Origin of the sequence: Pseudomonas sp. MF6776, assembly GCF_016613125.1 — a bacterium.
GTDB lineage: Bacteria > Pseudomonadota > Gammaproteobacteria > Pseudomonadales > Pseudomonadaceae > Aquipseudomonas > Aquipseudomonas iridis.
In genome coordinates this window covers 1-21,688 of the sequence record NZ_JAENSQ010000052.1, presented here as the reverse complement: position 1 = coordinate 21,688, position 21,688 = coordinate 1, and the positions used below count along the sequence as shown (strand labels likewise).

The following is a 21,688-nucleotide window of genomic DNA, read 5'->3' as shown; positions in this document are numbered from 1 at the left end:
GGCTGAAGCCTTGGGTACGACCGATTTGAATGGTGGCGCGCTCTTCAACGCTGAGTTCGGTATAAGACATAGGGGCAGCACCGTACCGGAAAGGTCAGGTGTTGCACTCAGTTTTTGCCGCCGCCCTGCATTTCAATCAATGGCTCTGGTGGCTCCTGATACATGGCAATAGAAAAGCTGGATTTCACAGTCGCGTGGTGAAGCCGATGCTCTTTGAGAATAACCTTGATCACTGCGACGAGTGTCATGTGATCCTTAAAATGGAAGGTATTCATCCTTACTTTATAGTTGAATGCTAAGGGTGGAGGCGCGTTATTGCGATATGGCAGGATAAGTACAGCCCATTGGGTCTTTACAAAATAATATTGTACTTTGCGAGTGAGTAGGGAAATGAATCTTACGTTCGAAGAAACATCGATACAAACATTGTTGGCCGCGCCTGATCAGCTAGATGCTCTGGACTTCGGGGTAATTGGCTTTGACGAAGCTTCAGAAGTGGTAATCTACAATACTTTTGAAGCTAAAAGTGCGGCCTTGCGACAGGCGCGTGTTTTAGGTAAGAATTTATTTTTGGAAATAGCCCCCTGTTTGAATAACGCATTGGTTGCTCAAAGATTCGAGAATGAGCCTGAGTTAGATGTGATCATTTCTTACGTTCTAGCACTTAGAATGCGGCCCATCCCGGTAAGATTAAGACTGCTTAAAAATACTGATAATAATACCCGCTTCCTACTGGTTGAATGGGCATAAAAATGAGTAGCATAGAGCTGGCCAATGACTCAATCGAGTCAGATTACGAAGCGTTGGTTTCATTCATGTATCTATCGCCAGTAGGACTGGTAAGAACCGATCTCATCGGGAAAATTGATATGCTTAATCCCAAGGCAACGCAATTGTTGATGCCATTGGTGAAGTCTACTGGCCTTGAAAATCTGTTTGAAACACTTGCTTGCGCGGCGCCTGATTTACGTAACCTTGTATCGAGTTTTAGAGAGTCATGCGGGTCAATATGCGAAAATCATAGAATCCATGTATCGTCCGCAGCCGACGGAGGCATTGTTCTCGCATGTACAATTGTTAAGGTCAATGACGAGGTTCTGATAACAGTTCTGACTGATATTTCTTCCCAGGTTGCAACTGAAAGGAGACTCAAGCAGACAGACTCGTGGCTCGACGCCATTTATACGATTGTTAACGATTTCGCCGTCCTCGGTTTGGATAAACAGGGTGTGATTAATAGCTGGAGTCCGTCGGCAGAGCGTTTAACAGGTTACGCGGAGTCCGAGGCTATTGGTGAAACGTTGGGGCGTTTCTATAGTTTGTCTGATATGGAAGTTGATGTTTTGAAGGAGCAGCTCATATTTGCACGTGAAGAAGGTTGGCATTCACGAGACTATCTTTGTCAGCACAAGTCAGGAGTTAATTTTTTCGCTCAAACAATGATCGCTGTTTTGCGCGACGAAAGTGATGAGTTCTCTGGGTATACTGTTGTATTTCGAGATATCACTGAGCGAAAGGTGTCGAGTGACAATCTGGCCAATTTGCTCACTAAAGACCACCTTACAGGCGCAGCTAATCGCGCTCATTTTTTCAACCTGGCAGAGAAAGAGTTGGCTCGGGCAAGTCGATACGAGCACTCAATATCGATAATCATGCTAGACGCCGATCACTTCAAGCATGTTAATGATACTTGGGGGCATCCCATTGGGGACGAAGTACTTAAGTCTATAGTCAAGATTGCCGAGGGAGTTCTTCGGCCCGGAGATACCATAGCCAGGTTTGGAGGCGAAGAATTTGTGGTTTTGTTGCCAAAGAGCAATAGCGCCGAAACCTCAGCGATTGCTGAGCGATTGAGGAGCAGCATTGAAGCATCTAGTGTGGAGGCTGGTGATGATGAAATCAAAATCACAGTCAGTATCGGTTGCGCTTCGTTGAGTCAATCGCGATCCACTCTGAAACAGTTGTTGGTCTCAGCAGATCGCGCGCTCTACCAAGCAAAATCCAGGGGTAGAAACTGTATAGTTGATATTGATGACTGCTAATTGGCATCTCGTGGGTCAACAAGCGATAGGTCGAAAAGCCATTGCTGAAGATATCGAGGATATGTGCCTGCTATTCCCGATACTGGAAAAAACGCGAGCATCAGGCTGACGCCTTGTCTGAAGCCGCAAGTTCAAGCCGTTTGTCGATGTGAATTTTTTAGGCAATGAATTTAATTTGAGTAACTTGATTGGCTGGCCGTTAGCTGCCCTCCGCGAAGGACAGCTATTGGCCGACTACTACCCGTCACCAAGGGCAGAAAAAGACCCAAACGGCCGGTTCTTTATGGAAAGGAGTCTGACCCAGTGTTCAGGTCAAAAGCATTGGCATCAGGCCAGGGCTTTTGGGTCTACAGTCTTGTATATCGAGCAGTGGAAGCAGTTGAAATGAACGTGTCGTCTTCGATCTCGCCGCCAAGGCATATTGTCCTGCTGGGCTACGGTGGTTTGCTGCCGTTTGTTGGTCTTGCGCTACTCATCCTCACGTCTGTGGAATATCGGCCGTTTTTGGCGGTGGCGCTGGTCAACTATGGCGCGGTCATCCTGAGCTTCGTCGGCGCGTTGCACTGGGGCTTCGCCATGTCAGTGCAAAACATGAGTGCCGAATTGCGCCGCGACCGGCTTATATGGAGCGTCATCCCGGCGCTTATCGCTTGGCTCAGCACGTTGCTACCGGTGCCAGTGGGTTGCTTGCTGTTGATCGTCGGATTTGTCGTCCACTACTGGCAAGACCGGCAGTTGGTCCGGGCTGTGAACCTAGACGTCTGGTACCTGCCGATGCGATTTCGCCTGACAGCGGTGGCTAGCGTTTGCCTGCTTATTGGCGCAATCGCCGTAGTCATTTTTTCGTGAAACCGCGCCGGCCCGAATCGTCTGCAGTGCCGGGCAGTCGCTTGTCGCGGCTATTGCGTTTTGGCAGTTTGGCCTCCGGTGTGGCGGGCGGCATGCTGGCCGAAGGTGTACGGCAGTTGGCTCAAGGTAAACGTCCGGCGTTCAGTGATCTGCTGTTGACCCCGGGTAATGCGCAACGGGTGGCCGAGCAACTGTCGCAATTGCGTGGTGCGGCCATGAAGGTTGGGCAGTTGTTATCAATGGATGCGGGTGATTTGTTACCGAGCGAGCTGAGCGACATACTTTCTCGTCTGCGTTCCGACGCGCATCCGATGCCCATGAGCCAGTTGGTAGCAGTCCTTGACGAAAGCTGGGGCAAGGGCTGGGAAGGACGCTTCGAACGGTTTTCCTTCACGCCTTTGGCGGCGGCATCCATCGGCCAGGTTCATGCTGCGAAAGGCAAAGACGGGCAACGTCTGGCGATCAAGGTGCAATATCCGGGTGTGCGCGAAAGTATTTCCAGCGATGTAGATAACGTCGCTACTTTGCTGCGCATGTCCGGGCTGCTGCCACCCGGCATGGACGTCACAGCACTGCTCCAGGAGGCCAAGTCCCAACTGCAAAATGAAGCCGACTACCTGAAAGAAGCTCAGCACTTACAGCGCTTTCATGAACTGTTAGCCGACAGTCCGGACTTTCTGGTTCCTCGTGGGTATGCCGAGTTCAGTAAGCCGAACATTCTGGTGATGTCCTTCGCCGACGGCGCCGCATTGGAAAGCCTTGAGCACGCGCCACAGGCAGAGCGCGACCGGATCGTGACATTGCTGTTCGGCCTGCTTCTGCGCGAGGTGTTTGAGTTTCAGTGCGTCCAGACCGACCCCAATTTTGCCAATTACCTTTATCAGCAAGACACCGGGAAGATCGTATTGCTCGACTTCGGTGCCACGCGCCTTTATAGCCGCAACAGCACCGAGGCATTTCGCAAACTGCTAGTTGCAGGCCTGCATGAAGACCGCGCCGCCATCACCGAGGCGGCGCTGGAAGTGGGTTACTTTCAGCATGAAACCCTGACCAGGCATCGGTTATTGCTGACCGACCTCGTCGCCCAGGCCTGCGAGCCACTGCGGTATCAAGGTGCCTATGACTTTGCGATGTCCGACCTCGCAGGACGCTTGCGCGATGCAGGGTGGCAACTGGGTGCCGATCGTGACTTCTGGCACACGCCACCGGTGGATGTTCTGTTTCTGCATCGCAAAGTAGGTGGGTTGTACTTGTTGGCCTCGAAGCTAAAGGCGAGGGTGGATGTTCGATGCCTGTTCGAGCCTTACGTGGTTTGAGCGATTCCCGAACGAAAAATATCCCGGCAGGGCTTACGTCTGGCCACTTCAGTTGCACATCGCTTCGCTGTCGAGCAATTCTCACACGACAGCTTTGGCTTCAGCCTTGATAGTTGATTTGCGATACGTCAGCAATACGATGCCGGTGACCACAATCACCCCGCCCAGAACCTGCCCTGTGCTGAGCATTTGGTCCAGCACAATCCACCCCATCAACAACGTCGCCAACGGTTCGATGTTCATGACCGGCGCATTGCGTGGCATGTCCAGCCGAGGCACGGAAATGAACAGGACGATGAAACCGGTGCCATAGAGCACCACCAGCGTGGCAAGGGCCAGCCATCCGGTGGAGGTCGCGGGCAGGTTCAGTCCGCTTGGGAAGGCGCCCGTCAGTCCTGCCAGATTTATGCTGCTGAAAACGATAAAAATGGTCAACAGACTGCGCGCCGAGCCGCGTACCTGAGACAACTTGTGGTCGGTGATCCACAGCGCGCAGGCGAACACGCTGGCGGCGCAGAATGCCAGCGTGACGCCCAGCCACCATTCCGGGCCGACGCCGGTCGTCGACGAAAGACGTCCGGGCACGTCCAGCACAAACACCAGCCCCACCAGAATCAAACCCATCAGCGCTGCGGTGCGTGCGGTCGGTCTCGGGCCGCCCATCGCCCAGGTGAGCAACGCCAGCAGAATGGGAAACACGTTGGCCACCAGCAGCGCCAGCGCCACCGGGATCCGAGCGACGGCGGAGTACAGACACAGGCTTTGCGCGGTAATCAGCAGACCCAGCAGTAACTGCCAGCGCCAGGCACCTGCCGGCAGACGCAGGCTTTGCCGTTGCCACAGCACCAGGATGGCGAGCACCAGTAAAGTCCCGCCCGAGCGCAGCAAGATCGCCAGCAACACCCCCGCGCCATCATCAAAAGCGACTCGTGCCGCCACATGGTTGCCGGCGAAAGCACAGCCCATGCACAGAAGAATGATCACGGCCAGATGGCGGGGGAAGGGTGTCGGAGCTGTTTGCGCAAGGGTAGAGCGGGGCATGGCAGATCTCGAACAGTGCTCGGCCATTCGGGATGGCGTGCGGGTTATTGTTATGTTGTCGTACAACTGCTCGTTTTGTACCGCAATCGGATAGGTCGGGCAAGGCGTGCGGCGTCCGAACCACTTTGCTACTGAGGCTCATGCCGGTGGAATGGCGCAAATGCTGGTGGAGGTTCGCTGCTGCCCCCCCCTGCATCCTCACAGGAATAGGCAAGCATTCAAGAGGAATGCACTAGGGCCCGAGCCGATTGACCGGGACAATGTGTCGATCTGTTACAGGGGAGTGCTCACGCCGGCGACAAACCGCTTGAACCCCTGCGCATTACATCAACACGCTTCTGGCACCACAGGTAATTCCCATGACTTTCCCTTCTACAGAAAAACGCGGCTGGAGCGCGGTGCTGGCCATGTCGTTGGCCGCATTCGCGTTGGTCTCTTCAGAATTCATGCCCGTCAGCCTGCTGACGCCTATTGCGGCAGACCTGCACATCAGCGAAGGCCAGGCAGGGCAGGGTATTTCCGTGTCCGGTGCCTTTGCATTGATCACAAGCCTGGTCATTGCATCGATCGCCGCTCGCGTCGAACGCAAGAAGTTGCTGCTGTGCCTCACCTTGCTGATGATCGTGTCCGGCACGATCGTCGCGCTGGCGCCGGGCTACCCGTCATTCATGGCTGGGCGTGCCTTGATCGGCATCGCCATCGGCGGCTTCTGGTCATTGTCGGCGGCAACTGCGATGCGTCTGGTGCCGGCAGATCAGGTTTCCCGTGCGCTGGCCATCGTCAACGGTGGCAACGCGCTCGCTACAGTAATCGCCGCCCCAGCAGGCGCCTTCCTGGGTTCGCTGATCGGCTGGCGTGGTGCGTTTTTCTGTGTTGTTCCTGTCGCCGCACTGGCGGCCGTGTGGCTGATGATCAGTCTGCCGTCCTTCAAGACCGAGCGCCCGACAGGCAGCGGCAACGCCCTGCGACTGATGAAGCAGTTGCCGGTCGCATTGGGAATGGTCGCCGTCAGCGTATTTTTCATGGGGCAGTTCATGCTGTTCACTTACCTGCGCCCGTTTCTTGAGGGGGTGACCGGTGTCAGCGTCTCGACATTGTCTTTCATGCTGCTGGGGTTGGGGCTTTCAGGTTTGATCGGAACCTTTCTGATCGAAAAATTCATCCGCAATAGCCTCTACCGCACGCTGACGGTTATCCCTCTGATCATGGCTGCCATCGCGCTGGCTTTAGTGAACTTCGGCGCGTCGCCGTGGCTGACCGCGGTGTTGCTCGGTCTCTGGGGGCTGGTCGCTACGGCCGCTCCCGTTGGATGGTGGACATGGCTGGCGCAAACGCTTCCCGATGATGCGGAAACCGGCGGGGGTATGCTGGTGGCCATCGTCCAACTGGCTATCGCAGGAGGGGCGATCGTTGGCGGGCTGGCGTTTGATCTGAGCGGTTATAAAGCCACCTTCGAGCTCAGTGCGGCCGTGTTGGTTGCTGCGTCCATGTTCGCCTGGCTGGCGGGTCGCAGTGCCACTGAAGTTCATCTTGCCGAATCGAACGTGACGGCTTGACATACTCATGCGCACATCATCGGCCCCCCCGAGAAGTGGAGCGGCAGCCTGATGGCACTCTTCAGAGGGAAAGGGTTTTTGGCGCCACCACCCACACGCTGCAAGGCATTTTGTACAACAGATGCTCCACCGTACTGCCGATCAGTCGGCCTATCCCTCGATGGGCAACACGGCCCATTACGATCACATCGACGTCGTACGCATCGGCGTAGCTGGAAAGCACCTTGGCTGGATCTCCCATAATCATGTGCTGGTTTTCTGCGGGGATATTGTTGCGCGCAGCCAGCGCCTGGAAGGCTTCGCCTTGGGCGTCAAACAGCCTCTTGGCGGCGCTGGAGGAAAAGAACGCCGACGCGTTATCAAAGCCGAATTCGGCGGCGCTGAGGGACGACAGGTCATGGGCATAGATCACGTCAAGTTCGGCGTTGCAGGTACTCGCCAGCCTTGCTGCTTCGCTGAGGATCCGGTCGTTGAGTCCCTCGTACTGGCCATCGCGATGGAAGGGATCGACGGCGGCAACGATCCGACGCGGCAGGGCATGTTGTACGTGACTGACAAAATGCAGCGGTACCGGGCATTCACGCAGCAGGTGGATGTCCAGCGGCGTGAACATAAGGCGTGATAGCAGCGATTCATGCTCCAGTGCTTTGATCAGCGCAGCCATCGGCTGTTCCCGCAGGTGGATGAGGATTTCCTGCAAGGGCCGTTCAACCCACACCACTTCAGTGGTGACGTGCACACCGATTTTGCGCAGTGGCCGGGCCTGGTCTTCGAGCCATTGGTGATGGCGCTCGACGTAGCCCAGGCGCATTTGTTCCAGGGCTTGTTCGTTGACCATCCCGGCGGTCGCCAGACCCTCCAGATAATCGAACGCCACGATGTGCAGTGCGGCATCCGAGGCTTTAGCCAGTGCGGCGGCGCGGTCGAACGCAGGGCTGTTCTTCATCAGCGGCGAGGCGACGAGCATGAAGCGTGCTTGATCAGACATGACAAAACTCCCGTGGGTAATCACAGCAGTAATGCGCTCACAAACTCAAACGTTCAGGAGCAACGGCAGCGACATGTACCGATCCTGGCGCGGACGGCGGCGGGGCGCTTGATATTTGTCAAATGCCTGGCTGATCAATCACACCAGCGGATGCGCGGTCGGGCATTCCGGCTCATCCACCGATTGTTGACCATTATCAACCTCCGGTCTGACGGCGCGGCGCAAGCTCGGGTCGAGTGCTGAACTCAAACGCGCCACTGGCGCAGGGAGAAGTCACCATGGCCACCATGAAAGCCGCGATCTTCGTTGAAAAGAACCGCATCGTGCTCGACGACAAGCCGATCCCCGAAGTAGGGCCACTGGATGCCTTGATCCGCATCACTACCACGACCATTTGCGGCACCGATGTGCATATCCTGCGCGGCGAGTACCCAGTGGCCATAGGGCTGACCATCGGCCACGAGCCGGTCGGCGTCATTGAACGACTGGGTTCGCAAGTCCGCGGATTTGTCGAAGGGCAGCGGGTGATTGCCGGCGCCATCACCCCCAGCGGGCAAAGTTATGCCTGCCTGTGTGGCTGCGGCTCGCAGGATGGCCCCGAGACCCGGCATGGCTTCAAGGCCGTCGGCGGCTGGAAGTTCGGCAATACCCTCGACGGCTGCCAGGCCGAGTACGTGCTGGTACCGGATGCGCTGGCCAACCTGTGCCCGATTCCCGATGGACTGAGCGACGAACAGGTGCTGATGTGCCCGGATATCATGTCTACCGGGTTTTCCGGCGCAGAACGCGGCGAGATCGCTATTGGTGACACGGTCGCCGTTTTCGCCTTGGGGCCCATCGGCCTGTGTGCCGTGGCCGGGGCTCGCCTGAAAGGCGCCACCCGCGTAATCGGTGTGGACGCAGTGCCTGAACGAATGAGTGTGGCCCGCCAGTTGGGCGCGACCGATATCGTCAACTTCAATGACGGTGACGTGGTGGAGCAGATTATGGCGCTGACCGATGGCCGTGGCGTCGATGTGTCCATCGAAGCGCTGGGCACTCAAGGCACTTTCGAGTCGGCATTGCGAGTCCTGCGCCCCGGTGGGCGCCTATCCAGCCTCGGTGTGTATTCCAGCGATTTGCGTATCCCGCTCGGCGCGTTTGCCGCGGGCCTGGGCGATTACAGCATCGTCTCCACCCTGTGCCCGGGCGGTAAGGAACGCATGCGTCGCTTGATGGGCGTGGTGCAGAGCGGTGCGGTAGATCTCTCGCCGCTGGTGACTCACCGATTCAAACTGGACGATATCGAAGCCGCCTATGAACTGTTCGCGCATCAACGCGACGGCGTTATGAAGGTGGCAATCACTCCTTGAAAGCATATGGATGTGCCGCAGAAGTCGAGGTTTTCATGAACATCGAGATCACCGAAAGACAGGCACCCCATGTCTGGGTCGTGCACCTGGATGGCTGGGATGTGAACTTCAGGAGCGTCAAGACTGCGCAGGATTTTGTCGATGTGCTTCAGGCCCGCATCAATGCACCTCATGTCTGGCCAAACGCTTGTGCTCAGACGCCAACGAGGCCGAATGTGGCTCGCCGGATGGGTGCCAGCGTTGAATGATCGCTCTGAGCTGCGTGCAGGGCAGTTCGCAAACCCTGCGCGGCGTTACCCATCATGAACGAAGTTTTCGATCTTTCCGGTGCCGCGGCGGCGTTGGGGATCGGCATGCTCATCGGCCTTGAGCGTGAACGGCACAAGGGCACTGGCGATGCGCGACACTGCGCCGGCCTGCGCACGTTCGCCATTACCGCTTTGTTGGGCTATGTCGCGCTGCAAGTCGGCGGCGGCCTGCTGTTGGGGATCATCGCTGCCTGTGTGACGTTGCTGATCAGCGTCGCGTATTGGCGCAGCCTCAGCGACGATCCCGGGGTAACCAGCGAGGTGGCATTAATCACGGTGTTGCTTTTGGGCGCGTTGTGTACGACTGCGCCGGCGCTGGCAATTGCCCTTGGCGTGGTCATCGCGGGTTTATTGGCGTATCGCCAGACGCTGCATCATTTTGCCAACAGCCAATTGACCGAAGCTGAAATGCGCGACGGCCTGATCTTGCTGATCGCGGCGCTGGTCGTGTTGCCATTGGTGCCGGATCGGTACATGGGACCCTACGCCGCGATCAATCCACGCACTATTTGTACGCTGACGGTGTTGCTGATGCTGGTCGGCGCGACCGGTCATATCGCCGTGCGTATGCTGGGCACCCGCTATGGCTACGTGATCAGCGCAATCGCGTCGGGGTTCGCTTCGAGTACCGTAACGATCGCCACCATGGGCCAGCGAGTCGTTCATGAACCGGACAACATCAGGATCCTCAGCGCGGCCGCCATTCTGTCCAATCTTGCCACGGTGGTTCAGGTCGGCCTGATCTTCGCCATGGTTGATCCGGACTTGCTGCGCGACGTGTGGGCGCCTTTGGGTTTCGGCTTGGTAGCGACAGCCTCTTATGGCGCCTGCCTGATGTTTCCCGACCCGACACGGGGTACCCGCAGCGAGCCGATCAAGACCTCCGGCGCCTTCAATCTCAAACTCGCAATAATCGTGACGCTGACCCTGACCGGCATCACGCTGCTGTCATCGGTAATGCTCAACAACTTTGGCCAAGCGGGAATGATGCTCACGGCGACCCTGACAGGTTTTGCCGATGCGCATTCCGCCACGGCCTCCGTGGCGAATCTTGCCAAGGCGGGGCAGCTGCCATATGACGCCATAGCCGCGCCCGCGCTGATTGCCGTCAGCAGTAACTCGGTGAGTAAATGTGTAGTGGCCTGGGTCAGCGGCGGCAGACGCTTCGCCGCCTATGTGATTCCGGGCCAGCTATTGCTGACGCTTGCGATGTGGGCCGGCTACGTGTTGATTTAATCGCAAGCTGACTCACAACCCGGCGCCGTCAAAATCCGTGCAGTTGCTGATAAAGATCAAAGTGCTTGCGGCCGCAGCGTTCACGCTGAAGGTCTATTCCTTATGGCTGGCCGCGTGCCGAGGTATCCAATGTCGCCAACTCAGCATTTACTGTTGATCGCTCCTCCCGTCATGGAGCGCACGCCGGCGTTTGAGCGCGCGGCGGCGCTTGCCCAGGCCATGCAAGTGCCGCTACATATTGTGGCCTTCGACTATGTGCAAGCACTGGCGGTGGCAGGCCTGTTTGCCCCTGAGCAAATCCGCCTGGCCCGCGATGGTTATTTGCGCACCCATCGTCAGTGGCTCACAGAGCAGGCGTCATTGCTGGCAAGGCATCACATCAAGGTCACCACCGAGGTGGTCTGGGTTCAGGATCCCTTTGCCGAGATCCTGCAGTTCGTCAATGAGATGCCGGTGATATTGATCATCAAGGATGCCCAGCACGAGTCCGCGTTGAAGCGAATTTTTTATACCCCGCTGGACTGGCAACTGTTACGCGATTGTCCAGTGCCGGTTCACCTGGTAACTGACGACACTCATCCACGCCCGCGTAATGTACTGGCCATCGTCGATGTCTTGCGCAGCGAAGAACAGGATTGCCTGTTCAACGATCAGATCCTTGATGCAGCCACCCGATTGGCTGAGCAATGTGATGCCAGACTTGAGCTGGTGCATGTGTATGACTGGACGACGGTTTACACCACGGAAATGGGGTTCGGCGCATTGCCGTTGGCCACCGGTATCCATGAAACGCTGGGTAGCGCTCAGCATGAGGCGTTTGCGGCCCTGGCCGAGCGTCACGGCGTACCAGATCCATGCCGACATTTCATCGAGGGCGCGCCGGTGCCGAGTATCTGCGAGTTCGCCGACAAGAAGCAGATTGACGTCATTGTGATGGGAACGGTGCAGCACCACGGCTTGAGCAAGTTGTTAGGCAGCACCGCCGAACAGCTGCTGCATCGAGCTCCGTGCAGTGTGTTGGCGATCAAGCCGCAACACACCTTGCAGTCCTGAAGCGGGATCGCCCCGTAATGAGCCGTTGGCCGACACATCACGAGGCGATTTTTTACAGGTGAAGTCGATGAATGACCTGGTGCGGATCGTCGGGATCATTCTGAGTCTCAAACCCTAGACTTTTGGCCAGATCACGCATCAACGCGTTACTCGCGGCGTCGACCGAATACATCTGGCGAAAACCGTTGTGGCGGGCAGCCTTGATCAAGTGCTCCATCAGCAATGTGCCCAGGCCCAAGTGCCGCCATTCATCGGCGACCGTCACGGCACATTCGCATTGATGTTCGCCGGTGGCGGCATAGCGGCTGATGCCGATTTCGATCAACTTGCCGTGCTCGTGAACCAGTGCAATGAAGGCCGTACGCTGTTTGTTATCGGTGTCCATCAACTGGTCGAGCAGGGCGGTGCCGGGCTCGCTGATCTGGGCAAGAAAGCGCATGTGCCTGGATTCGGGAGACAGGCGCTTGATGAAATTGTATTCGCGCTCGCGATCCTTTTCCGAGAGCGGGCGGATCAACACATGGCGGCCGTCCTTGAGCGCCTCAATCCAATATTGGCCGGAGACCGCCGCATAGGCGGCTACGGCCTGATCGTTGTGGTCTTTAACGGTGAGCATGGGTCATCCTCCATCCAGTTGAAAGGCTGGCGCGCGGTGAAAAAACGTCCGCTTGGCTTCCTTCTACACCGTTGCCCGCGGCTGCATCTGATCTAAGTCAGACACCGGCCATCGCGGTTTTTCATTGGCATCGGTTTGATGTAAATCGACGAAGGGCAGGTGGGGCGGGTGCAGTCTTAGACTCTGCCGGCCCATGGCGCTGGAATCAGCACTCAAACGTGTTTTCATCACGTCGCTAAGGTATTGCATAGATCTTGAATAGCTTTTTGGCTGAATCACCGGCTCCCCCCAGATATTTTTCGAAGGCCCGTTCAATGTCGCCGGATCGATACATTTCGCTCAGCGCGGTGTCGACCAGCAGACGGAAATCTTCGTCCTCCCGGTCCACTGCCATTGCAGTCGGTGCGTACTCAAAAATCCGCTCTAGCAGTACCAGGTTTCCTGAAGGGTAATTCCTGGTTAGCAGATGCTCGAGCATCATGCGTTCAGCGAAGAACGCATCGGCTTTGCCATTGGCAACCAGATTGAGACCTGCATCTGCGTTCTCTACTGTGACCAAAGTGGCTACAACACCCAGCAATCGCATTTGCTGATGTATCCACGTTTCGGTGACCCCGCCAGCGATGGCGACATACGTCTGATTGGATAGACCTAGGTTCACAGTCGCTCGCCACGTTGGTCCCGTATGAGCCACCTTGCCGCCCAGCACATTGAGCAACGCTTCGGAAGCATTCTGGCGGACCACTGCCGAGAGACCGGCAGTGTAAATCGGCACCGAGTAGCTGACGATCTTTCGCCGTGCCAGTGTGGGTGGGGTCGGCGTACAAAGAATGTCGATCTTCCCCGAACTGACGTCATTCATCTCGTCTTTGAGTGAGACAGGTTGGTATTGAATTTTCAACTCAGGCAAATTCAAATCGGTCTTGACCTTCTCGGCTATTTTCAGACAAAGATCGATGGCATAACCGCTGGCTTTATCGGCTGCCTGATCACTGAAAGGCACGAAGTCAGGTAGGTAGCCGAGAGTGATAGCGTGACTCGCGCGTATGCGCTCAAGCGTCTTGCCATGGACCATTATCGGTAGCAGCGCCAGTATGCAGACGAGCAGCAGGTTGTTTGATTTGGCAAGTTTTACGTTCATAGAAGGGTTTCCTCGAATTCAGATATCTGTGCCGTACTGAAGACTTGTATCAAGGGTCTTCGGCCCGAGTGCCAGCAGGCGCAGGGGCGTCGACAAAACGTTTAGCGAGGAAACCGTAGAGCAAGTAGCCGAATACCAGAACAAGGATGCCGCCGAACACGGCGTCTTTGCCGCAGGCATACAGCGCATACAAGGAATAGGCCACTGCAACCACTAACAGCAGAGTGTTGCGCGTGTATACGCCTGCGCTGACTTTGGCTTTGTACATCATGACCAGCAGCCCGGTTGCTGCCGTCACGTAGGGGATCAGATTGGTCACCGCTGCGAGGCTAACGAGTTTTCCGAACTGTGCACTCGCGTTTGGCGAAATGGTCGACAGCGCCATCAAGGTCTGCAGCACGCCACAGACCAGCATCCCGACGACGGGGGCATTGTGTGCGCTGACCTTACTGAACAGTTTTGGGAACATGCCCTGATCAGCCGTCATCTTGGCGGTTTGCGCCAGAGTGAACTGCCAGCCCAACAGTGATCCCACACAGGCCATCACCGCGAGCGCCATGATGATGTTGCCGACCGTGGGGTTGAACATATGCGCATACACGAGCGCGAAAGGGGCTGATGAGTTGGCCAGTTCGGCATTGGGAATGATGCCCTGAATGACCGTCGTCGATAGCACATAGACTGCGGCTGCCCCCAGTGTGCCGAACAGGCATGCCAGCGGCACGGTGCGCGTGGGGTTTTCCACCGCGTCAGAGGCCTGGGCAGCCGACTCCATGCCGAGAAAGGCCCAGAGGGTCAGAGGAATCGCTTTGCTGATCGCTTCGGATGTCGGCAGGTTGTTCGGGTTCCAGGCTGCGACTATCAGATCGGTTTTGAACCAGAACCAACCGATGATGCTCAAGCCCGCCACGGGGATGATCACCCCCCAGACAGTAACCGCACCAATCTTGCCCGTGATGCCAGGGCCGCCAAAATTAGCCACGGTGGTTAACCAGAGTAAGCCGACCGTTCCGATGAACAATGGAATGGCGCCGCTTCCCAGCCAAGGCATGAACGATGTCATGTATCCCACTGCGGAGATGGCTACCGCCACGTTGGCGATGGCCAGCGACAGGAAATACAGATAAGAGCACAGGAAAAAACCTGATTTTGCGTGCGCTTCTTCGGTGTAGGCGGATAACCCACCTGAGCGCAGACAGTAGATGCCACATTGGGAAAAACAATACGCGATGGCCATGGAGCCAACAGCGGTGACGATCCATGACAACAATGAAACAGCCCCGAGTTGGGCCATGCTCGTCGGCAACATAATGATGCCTGAGCCCATCATGTTTACCGCAACCAGTGTGGTGAGCCCCATGAGGTTCATTTTCTTGCTTGAGTCGGCCATCGGGATCCCCTCGATCTGCGAAACGCATTACCGCTCAACCATCGAATGCACTGCGAAGCAGGCTCATGCTCCTGCCCAAACTTCGCTATATGAGAGTTGTTCGGACAGACGCTTAGTCACGCTCTCCTCACAACACTAGTACCGGCAGACGGGGGCATTTCTGATAATTATCAATCAATACGATTTGCCAGCCGTGAACCATCAGAATTGGCACTCAAGCCATGTAGCAGCCCTTCAACGAACGCGGTAATAAACCCGCTACCGCCTAGTGCTAGGGCTAGTGCGTTGGCAAAGCAAAGCAGGGCTAAGTTCTGAAACTTAACCCCCTTGCCTGTTTTGATTGATGCCACTGCAATCGCAGTGTTGGTCTTCTCACGGGATGTTCAACGCGTAGAAAGTCAGATTATTTCAAGTCCATTGGTACAGGACGCCCGTCGCTTTGCAACGGCTTGCCCGAGGGCGCACAAAACCGGGACGGGCGCGCATTATCGATCTGCGTTGCGGACGGGGTCATTGATTCTGGCGATTGCAGCCGGACACCATGTGCTTGAGGCCTTCCATGTTCTGGATGTTCACGTCGCGACCGGCGATTTCCACCAGTCCCTGATCGCGCAAGTGGGCAATGCCGCGACAGATGGTCTCCAGACGCAGCCCAAGGTAGGAGCCGATCTCTTCACGGCGCATTTTCAGCACAAACTCTTTGGAGGAATAGCCGCGCACGCTTAGGCGTTGCGAGAGGTTGAGCAGGAATGCCGCCAGGCGCTCATCGGAGTTCATGTTGCCCATCAGCATCAACATGCTGTGGTCGCGCACGATTTCCCGGCTCAGCAGTTTGTTGAGATTGTGCTGCAGGGAAGGAAGGCTTTGCGCCATTTTTTCCAGTTGCGCGAAGTGAATCGGGCAGACTTCGCTGTCTTCCAGGGCATACGCAGTGCAGGCATGTTGATCGGCACTGATGGCGTCCAGGCCGAGCATTTCGCCGGGTATATGAAACCCCGTCACTTGTTCTCGGCCATCGACCGACAGCACGCTGGTCTTGAACGAACCTATGCGCACAGCGTACAGCGAGCGCAGCGGGTCACCTGCCCGGTATAGAGCGGTGCCTTTCTTCACCTTGTATCGCTGCACGATCAGTGTATCGAGTCGATCGACCTCCGAACCCGTCAGGCCGATCGGCAGGCATAACTCCACCACACTGCAATTGGAACAGGCAGCTTTGAGCAGTGGCGGGGCAGAATGAGCTTCAAGCATGGGAAAGGCGCCTCCAAGGGTCGTGATAAGCATAGGCGTCGTAGCGGCGCGAGTACTTTTCATTTGGCCTTTCACCGTGATTGCAGACGAGCGGAGTGCCCGGATTAGCGAGGCGCTGGCAATTTCGCCTTATTGAGCTTCAAGGTTGATGTTGATACTTGATGTAAATCAATCGTTGCCCCGTTTTTCAATTTCGGCGGCCAGTGGCTCAGGCGTAACGAACACTCGTAAAGAATCAACACAGCAGCGACCACCGCTACCCATCGATGCTCTCGTTTGTTGACAAAAATCAGAGCCCGGAGCGGGCATCGTCAGATACTCAGTTCAGCGATTTAGCAGAGCAGTGATTCACCAAGGGGAAATCATGAACATGCGCTCGTCCATCATCGTGCTGAGTATCCTCTGTTGGCTACAGCCACCGGAGCGTGCAGCCGTCGAGGCCAATGAGCGCGTCAAGCGGATGGCTGAAAAGGCAGCGCGCAAGTAGTCGGCGATTACATCAAACCGGACACGGATGTCGGGCTGGCAATCAGGCCGGCGAAGCATCGTCAGGAGAAGTACCTCATGTTCAAGCTCAAACGCATTCTATTGATCGCACCCGCCGAAATGACTCGCACTCCGGCGTTTGACCGCGCCCAGGCATTGGCCCGGGCCAGCGGTGCGTTGTTGCACATCGTGGCGTTCGATTATGTGCAGGCCTTGGCGCTTGCCGGTCTGTTTGACCACAACGCCATGTCGCAGGCACGCGAAGGTTATTTGCAGGTGCATCGGCATTGGCTGGAACAGCAAGCCCGATTCGAGCGTGGCAGCGGCGAGCAAGTCACTACCGAAGTGGTCTGGGCCAGGTCCACACCGGCGCATGTGCTTGAGTACGTCAATGACTTCCATGCCGATCTGGTAATCAAGGACGCCCACCATGTTCCGGCCCTTGATCGGGCATTCCATCAACCACTGGACTGGATGTTGCTGCGCGATTGCCCAGCCTGTTTGCACCTGGTCACCGATGCAGCGAACCCGAAGCCTTTGAAGATTTTGGCGGCCGTAGACCTTTCCCACCTTGAGGACCTGACCCAAGGGCTCAACGACCGGATACTCGGCCTGGCATCGACATTGGCATCAGAGTGCGGAGCGTCGTTGCATCTGTTGAACGTGAGCAATTGGTCCGTAGTGGGTGATGCCGCGATGAGTGTGCCGAACCTGAGTCTGGATCACAGCCTGCGCGATGCGATCACCGATACTCAGCAAGAGGCGTTCGATACCCTGGCCGAGCGCTATGGTGTCGATGAAAAACACAGGCACTTGCTGACCGGTATCCCTTACCGGGTGATCGAACAGTTTGCCCGACAGAACGCGTTCGACCTGATAGTGCTGGGTACGTCCTACCATCACGGCCTCGACGATTTTATCGGCGGCACGGCGCAATGCCTGATAAATCGCGCGCCGTGCAGCTTGATGATGGTCAGGCCGCTACCTTCTGCAGCCTGATCGGCCAGCCGTTCATCATCAACCGCTTTCAGCCGAAAGCGGCAATACGATGACGGGGTCACTATTCGTTCGTCTTCCTTGCAAGCAGTAGCCTAAACCGTTGGTAGCGTTCCGCCGTCGATCACGAATTCACTTCCAGTGATCGATGACGCTCGCGGTGAAGCCAGGAAACAGATCAGGTCAGCAACTTCCGAAGGCGTCGATGGGCGTCCGAGCGGGATACCTCCAAGAGCTTTCATGATGATGTCTTTCCCCCCTTGATAGTCAGTACCTGCTTCCTTCGCGAGTCGCTCCGCAAATACGACCGACGCTTCGGTTTCAACCCAGCCCGGCGAAACCCGAACTACGCGAATGCCTTTGGGCGAAACCTCTTTCGACAGGCTTTTGCTGTATGTCGAAAGCGCGGCTTTGGCCGCCGCGTAAGCTGTTGTAGATTCCGGCAGTGGCAGCCGACTCTGGATGGAGGTGACGTGGATAACAACCCCTTCCTTGCGCGCCAGCATTCCCGGGAGCAGGGCTCGATCAAGGCGCACCGCGGGCAACAGGTTCAGGCTGAGCTCTTGTTGCCAGTGCTCTTCGTCCAGCGCAGCAAAACCTCCGCCGGGTGCCGACGAACCACCCAGAACATGGATCATGATGTCTACGCCGCCGAACTGTTCCTGGACCGCTGCGATCAGCACGTCACAACCTTCCCGGGTCGAAAGATCAGCCGCAATCAGAATTACGCCCGGCATTTCCACGTCCACCAGCCTGGCCGAAGTGATGACCTTCGCGCCCTCGGCCATTAGCAACTCGACGACAGCCTTGCCGATGCCTTTGGTGCCACCGGTGACAAGGACCCGCTTGCCAGTCAAACCTGAAGTCAGCATGGCGTGATCTCCAGTGAACGGATTCGACCGTCCTCCAGCGTGAAGGCGTAGCTCAGTTGAAGCGGGCTACCGGGAAAATTCCCGACAACGTTCGCGATGACCGTGAGTCTGTTCTGTTCTTGAAGGGCTTGTAGTGGGTGGACCTGATACGCGAAGGCCTTGCGAGCATCTTGTTGCCAGGCTGTGATAGCAGCGATGCCTTCGTATGTTTTTCTCTCGTCGCATACCGTGGCGTCAGGGCTGAAGCAGCTCGCAAGTTGTGCTGCATCGCCATCGTTACTGTCCGCAAAGTACATCTTCACGGCGTCGGGGAGTTGAAGGGGCATGTCGTTCTCCTGAATCGGGTTGTATGAAGCGATCTTGGGTGCGTTTGTAAGCGTGCCTGATGCAATGAGGCATCCATTCAGCTCGAGGATCAGGAGATCAACCCCAGTTTCGCTGCCTTGAAGGTGGCGGCCGCTTGGGTCGAGCACTCCAGCTTTCGGAAGATACTTTCCATGTGCGTGCGAACGGTGCTCGCCGAGCACAGCCAGCTTCAGCGACGAATGACAGGCTTGAGGGGCCGAGCATTCAGTAGCAACCAGATCGCTTGAGCTGATGAGGTCAAAGTACGTGTCGACACTGCTGACAGGCTGAAGGCTCATTCGCTGATCTCCTGGATGGATTACCTGCAGTGATCTTGCTGCCAGACGGATAGTTTGTTCAACTGGGACAAACCTGTATGACCCATCCCGATATTCAGGACAATCCATGTCACACGAGCGTTTAGGCCTCAGCGAGCTGGACGCGGTTATAGCGGTCGCACGTCGCGGGTCGTTTCGCAAAGCCGCGATCGATCTTCATGTCTCCACTACCGCGTTGAGCAACACCATTGCGCAACTGGAAGCCCGCCTCGAATCGCGGTTGTTCAATCGCACGACCCGTAGCGTGGCCATTACCGAAGCGGGGAGGATATTTCTCGAGCAGGTGGGGCCCGCCTTGCAGGATTTGCGCGCCGCACTCGATGCCGTTCGATCGCATAACGCCGGGCCCTCGGGCACGCTGCGCATCAATGCGTTTGCCAGCGCTGCCCGATCAGCGCTCATGCCCCTGGTGATGGAGTTCTTGCAGCAACATTCGAAAGTGCACATCGACCTCGTCACCGAAGGCCGTCTGGTGGACATTGTTGCGGACTGCTTCGATTTCGGCGTGCGCTCGGCAAGTCTCGTTCCGAACGACATGATCGTGATCCCCCTCGGCCAGCCGCAACGGTACGCCGTGGTCGGCTCGCAGGCGTACTTTGAAAAGCACGGCAAACCGCAAACGCCATCCGAGCTGCTCCAGCACCGATGCATCCGCGTGCGACTACCCAATGGGGCGATTTTCCCGTGGCATTTCGAGCGGGACGCAGAAGTGACTCGTCTCGATGTAAGCGGGCCGCTTACGCTGGATGAACCCAGTGTGGTCAAGGCGGCCGTGCAGGAGGGCATGGGGCTCGGCTTTTTCATGGCGCAGGACGTTCACCACGAAATCCGTGCCGGACAGTTCGTGCAGGTTCTCGAAGAATGGACACCGCCCAGGGACAAACTGTGTCTGTACTACCCGAACCGCCGCAACCCATCTGCGGCAGCCAAGGCATTCATCGAGTTGGTACGCGCCCGTCAAGCCGATCAGGACGGGGTCGCATGATTAAGCCTTTCGGACCTGGCTCAGGCAATCAATCCCAGTGTCAGTCCCTTCAAAGTGGCGGCTGCGCGGGTGGAGCATTCCAGTTTGCGAAAGATGCTTTCCATGTGCGTAGCTGCGCGTCTTCATTGCGGCTACGACACAGATAAAAAAGCCCGCGAGAGAGGCGGGCTTGAGCGGATAGCTTTCAGAGGCAGTCGGACTTGCCGATCTGAAACTCGACTATGGGTGAGCCGGTTGAATCCTGGTAGAGAAGGTTAATGGAAAGACCCGTTTTTACGAATTGTCCTAAACCTTTTTCATTACAGAATGCAGAAGCTGCGAGCGCTTTTGTGTCCTTGGTGAACTCATCGGTATCGATTTCGTCCTTCGATACTTTTGTAAGTGTGTAAGAGATACGCATGACCTCATCGCTGTAGGTCACCGTATCGATGCGAGTTGATTCATCAGATATTTTTCCAGACTGAACACTCATGATGAGCGCGAGACCTTTGAGCTGGCGTTCCCGCTCCTGCATTTTCTCTTCCGGAGCGGTCTTCGCATGCCATACCTGTACCAAGATAAAGAGCAAAGTCATTGCCGAGAAAAATATGATTATTCCGCGATTCTGTTTCAACTGAGATTACCGTAGCAAAGGGCCATTACGTATTTGACCATGCCGGTAGCGTCACCTCAAGTTAGAGGCGTTGGTCTTCGATGGCCAACGAAACGAGGATGTACTCATCCGCTCCGCTGGTTGCCGTTGAGCGCGGATGGGAGTGCATTAGGATGGTGTCGGTAGTGGGGTGAAGCTAAAGAATTGCTAGGGTGCGGCCGATAGGCTCGCGTCGGCAACGATGCCATATCACATGAAAGCTGGAGTTATAAATGCCGTTGAATAAAGCTCGTATTGGTGTGTTCGCCGCGCTTATTGGCTGCACTTTTGCGTCGACCGCACATGCTGCCAGCGAACATGAGATGGCCGTCGGTGGTGCAGCTCTTTACCAAGTTTGCGCACAGAAACATCCTGAAAAGGAGCTTTCTTTAGAGCAATACATATCGCTACATCCACATATGTCGACTCAATTAGCAAACGACATTAGGGCATTCTCCTCGCAGCCAAAACACAAAGCAGAACTTGAGGATACAGTTCTGCGCATGCGGACCGAGGCCACCCAAGATTTACTTGAAGTCGTATGTGATAGCTATTACCGAGATGCAAAGGAACGGGAGTAGTCCTCAGCTTCTTTCGCATGGGGGTGTGATCTGGCCGGGGCTCAACCGGCATTCGGCGGAAGGGGTAGCCCAATAGGCGACCGGTTGGCTCATCCGCTGCCCGAGACTTAGCCTCAGATCACACCCCGATGCGCTCTCATAGAGAGGATCGGGCACTTACCGCACTACGATGCCCGCACGCTTACAGGTCCTGAATTCAACACATAAGTGCAACGCTCACCCCTGTATGCACTTCGTACGGCGTCTTCCAGCCCAAGCGCTTGCGCGGGCGTAGATTGATCCTCGCTACTGTCCGATTGACGGCTTCGACGGTCA

General features: G+C 56.4%; 23 protein-coding genes and 1 pseudogene. 13 read left to right on the top strand and 11 right to left on the bottom strand.

Translation table 11 applies throughout. From position 1 onward, the window contains the following. Nucleotides 1–107 precede the first annotated feature (107 nt). Nucleotides 108–248: a hypothetical protein gene (locus JJD74_RS29220; RefSeq protein WP_200617854.1), complete on the bottom strand. Its 141-nt coding sequence runs from the start codon at nucleotides 246–248 to the stop codon at nucleotides 108–110. Between the two features lie 142 nt (nucleotides 249–390). Between JJD74_RS29220 and JJD74_RS29215 the strand changes: the two genes are divergently transcribed. From JJD74_RS29215 to JJD74_RS29200, 4 genes are all read left to right on the top strand, one after another. Then, entirely contained in the window at nucleotides 391–750 is a 360-nt protein-coding gene (locus JJD74_RS29215) for a hypothetical protein (RefSeq protein ID WP_200617852.1), read from the top strand. A 2-nt stretch (nucleotides 751–752) separates the two neighbouring features. Further along, nucleotides 753–2,042, top strand: coding sequence for a sensor domain-containing diguanylate cyclase (locus tag JJD74_RS29210; RefSeq protein WP_200617850.1), 1,290 nt, complete (start codon nucleotides 753–755; stop codon nucleotides 2,040–2,042). A gap of 384 nt (nucleotides 2,043–2,426) precedes the next feature. Beyond that, entirely contained in the window at nucleotides 2,427–2,891 is a 465-nt protein-coding gene (locus JJD74_RS29205; RefSeq protein ID WP_200617848.1) for a DUF3429 domain-containing protein, read from the top strand. Continuing rightward, nucleotides 2,888–4,207 (top strand): ABC1 kinase family protein, encoded by a 1,320-nt coding sequence (locus tag JJD74_RS29200; RefSeq protein WP_042558932.1) that lies wholly within the window; start codon nucleotides 2,888–2,890, stop codon nucleotides 4,205–4,207. The genes JJD74_RS29205 and JJD74_RS29200 overlap by 4 nt, the downstream gene beginning before the upstream one ends. A gap of 81 nt (nucleotides 4,208–4,288) precedes the next feature. On the opposite strand, the gene JJD74_RS29195 is transcribed toward JJD74_RS29200, so the two are convergent. Continuing rightward, nucleotides 4,289–5,248, bottom strand: coding sequence for an EamA family transporter (locus tag JJD74_RS29195; protein WP_200617846.1), 960 nt, complete (start codon nucleotides 5,246–5,248; stop codon nucleotides 4,289–4,291). 359 nt (nucleotides 5,249–5,607) lie between these two features. Here JJD74_RS29195 and JJD74_RS29190 point away from each other — a divergent pair, with 359 nt between their 5' ends. Next, a complete protein-coding gene (locus tag JJD74_RS29190; protein WP_200617844.1) occupies nucleotides 5,608–6,804 on the top strand; it encodes an MFS transporter in 1,197 nt (398 codons plus the stop codon). A gap of 61 nt (nucleotides 6,805–6,865) precedes the next feature. Here JJD74_RS29190 and JJD74_RS29185 read toward each other — a convergent pair whose 3' ends face one another. Continuing rightward, nucleotides 6,866–7,792: a universal stress protein gene (locus tag JJD74_RS29185; protein ID WP_200617842.1), complete on the bottom strand. Its 927-nt coding sequence runs from the start codon at nucleotides 7,790–7,792 to the stop codon at nucleotides 6,866–6,868. A 278-nt stretch (nucleotides 7,793–8,070) separates the two neighbouring features. Here JJD74_RS29185 and JJD74_RS29180 point away from each other — a divergent pair, with 278 nt between their 5' ends. The 4 genes from JJD74_RS29180 (at nucleotide 8,071) to JJD74_RS29165 (ending at nucleotide 11,741) form a co-directional block, all read left to right on the top strand. Further along, nucleotides 8,071–9,144 (top strand): NAD(P)-dependent alcohol dehydrogenase, encoded by a 1,074-nt coding sequence (locus tag JJD74_RS29180; RefSeq protein WP_200617832.1) that lies wholly within the window; start codon nucleotides 8,071–8,073, stop codon nucleotides 9,142–9,144. 35 nt (nucleotides 9,145–9,179) lie between these two features. Continuing rightward, a complete protein-coding gene (locus JJD74_RS29175) occupies nucleotides 9,180–9,392 on the top strand; it encodes a hypothetical protein (protein ID WP_200617830.1) in 213 nt (70 codons plus the stop codon). A gap of 54 nt (nucleotides 9,393–9,446) precedes the next feature. Next, nucleotides 9,447–10,688 (top strand): MgtC/SapB family protein, encoded by a 1,242-nt coding sequence (locus JJD74_RS29170; RefSeq protein WP_200617827.1) that lies wholly within the window; start codon nucleotides 9,447–9,449, stop codon nucleotides 10,686–10,688. Between the two features lie 129 nt (nucleotides 10,689–10,817). After that, nucleotides 10,818–11,741 (top strand): universal stress protein, encoded by a 924-nt coding sequence (locus tag JJD74_RS29165; RefSeq protein ID WP_200617826.1) that lies wholly within the window; start codon nucleotides 10,818–10,820, stop codon nucleotides 11,739–11,741. A 52-nt stretch (nucleotides 11,742–11,793) separates the two neighbouring features. On the opposite strand, the gene JJD74_RS29160 is transcribed toward JJD74_RS29165, so the two are convergent. The 4 genes from JJD74_RS29160 to fnr all read right to left on the bottom strand — a co-directional run bounded on the left by JJD74_RS29160 (nucleotide 11,794) and on the right by fnr (nucleotide 16,139). Further along, nucleotides 11,794–12,357 carry a GNAT family N-acetyltransferase gene (locus tag JJD74_RS29160; protein ID WP_042558939.1) on the bottom strand — a complete coding sequence of 188 codons (564 nt, stop codon included), beginning with the start codon at nucleotides 12,355–12,357 and terminating at the stop codon, nucleotides 11,794–11,796. Nucleotides 12,358–12,592: 235 nt separating this feature from the next. Further along, nucleotides 12,593–13,498 carry an amino acid ABC transporter substrate-binding protein gene (locus tag JJD74_RS29155; RefSeq protein ID WP_042558940.1) on the bottom strand — a complete coding sequence of 302 codons (906 nt, stop codon included), beginning with the start codon at nucleotides 13,496–13,498 and terminating at the stop codon, nucleotides 12,593–12,595. Between the two features lie 49 nt (nucleotides 13,499–13,547). Further along, nucleotides 13,548–14,888, bottom strand: a complete 1,341-nt coding sequence (gene potE / locus JJD74_RS29150; protein ID WP_115147942.1) for a putrescine-ornithine antiporter — start codon at nucleotides 14,886–14,888, stop codon at nucleotides 13,548–13,550. Between the two features lie 510 nt (nucleotides 14,889–15,398). Then, nucleotides 15,399–16,139, bottom strand: coding sequence for a fumarate/nitrate reduction transcriptional regulator Fnr (gene fnr, locus JJD74_RS29145; protein ID WP_200617820.1), 741 nt, complete (start codon nucleotides 16,137–16,139; stop codon nucleotides 15,399–15,401). A 364-nt stretch (nucleotides 16,140–16,503) separates the two neighbouring features. On the opposite strand from fnr, the gene JJD74_RS31190 reads away from it, so the two are divergent. Then, complete coding sequence (locus JJD74_RS31190) at nucleotides 16,504–16,626, top strand: hypothetical protein (RefSeq protein WP_258558328.1); 123 nt, start codon at nucleotides 16,504–16,506, stop codon at nucleotides 16,624–16,626. Nucleotides 16,627–16,703: 77 nt separating this feature from the next. Further along, the gene (locus tag JJD74_RS29140; protein WP_200617818.1) at nucleotides 16,704–17,624 is read left to right on the top strand and encodes a universal stress protein; all 921 of its coding nucleotides are present in this window, start codon (nucleotides 16,704–16,706) and stop codon (nucleotides 17,622–17,624) included. A gap of 92 nt (nucleotides 17,625–17,716) precedes the next feature. On the opposite strand, the gene JJD74_RS29135 is transcribed toward JJD74_RS29140, so the two are convergent. Next, a complete protein-coding gene (locus tag JJD74_RS29135) occupies nucleotides 17,717–18,493 on the bottom strand; it encodes an SDR family oxidoreductase (RefSeq protein WP_115147939.1) in 777 nt (258 codons plus the stop codon). Beyond that, nucleotides 18,487–18,789: a nuclear transport factor 2 family protein gene (locus tag JJD74_RS29130; RefSeq protein ID WP_234451917.1), complete on the bottom strand. Its 303-nt coding sequence runs from the start codon at nucleotides 18,787–18,789 to the stop codon at nucleotides 18,487–18,489. Before JJD74_RS29130 ends, JJD74_RS29135 begins: the two co-directional genes overlap by 7 nt. 454 nt (nucleotides 18,790–19,243) lie before the next feature. Between JJD74_RS29130 and JJD74_RS29125 the strand changes: the two genes are divergently transcribed. Continuing rightward, nucleotides 19,244–20,161 (top strand): LysR substrate-binding domain-containing protein, encoded by a 918-nt coding sequence (locus tag JJD74_RS29125; protein ID WP_200617814.1) that lies wholly within the window; start codon nucleotides 19,244–19,246, stop codon nucleotides 20,159–20,161. A gap of 184 nt (nucleotides 20,162–20,345) precedes the next feature. Here JJD74_RS29125 and JJD74_RS29120 read toward each other — a convergent pair whose 3' ends face one another. Next, nucleotides 20,346–20,774 (bottom strand): hypothetical protein, encoded by a 429-nt coding sequence (locus tag JJD74_RS29120; RefSeq protein ID WP_234451916.1) that lies wholly within the window; start codon nucleotides 20,772–20,774, stop codon nucleotides 20,346–20,348. 251 nt (nucleotides 20,775–21,025) lie between these two features. On the opposite strand from JJD74_RS29120, the gene JJD74_RS29115 reads away from it, so the two are divergent. Further along, nucleotides 21,026–21,373 carry a hypothetical protein gene (locus tag JJD74_RS29115; RefSeq protein WP_042558946.1) on the top strand — a complete coding sequence of 116 codons (348 nt, stop codon included), beginning with the start codon at nucleotides 21,026–21,028 and terminating at the stop codon, nucleotides 21,371–21,373. A 196-nt stretch (nucleotides 21,374–21,569) separates the two neighbouring features. On the opposite strand, the pseudogene JJD74_RS29110 reads toward JJD74_RS29115, so the two are convergent. Next, a pseudogene (locus JJD74_RS29110) lies at nucleotides 21,570–21,688 on the bottom strand (IS30 family transposase); the annotation flags it as partial.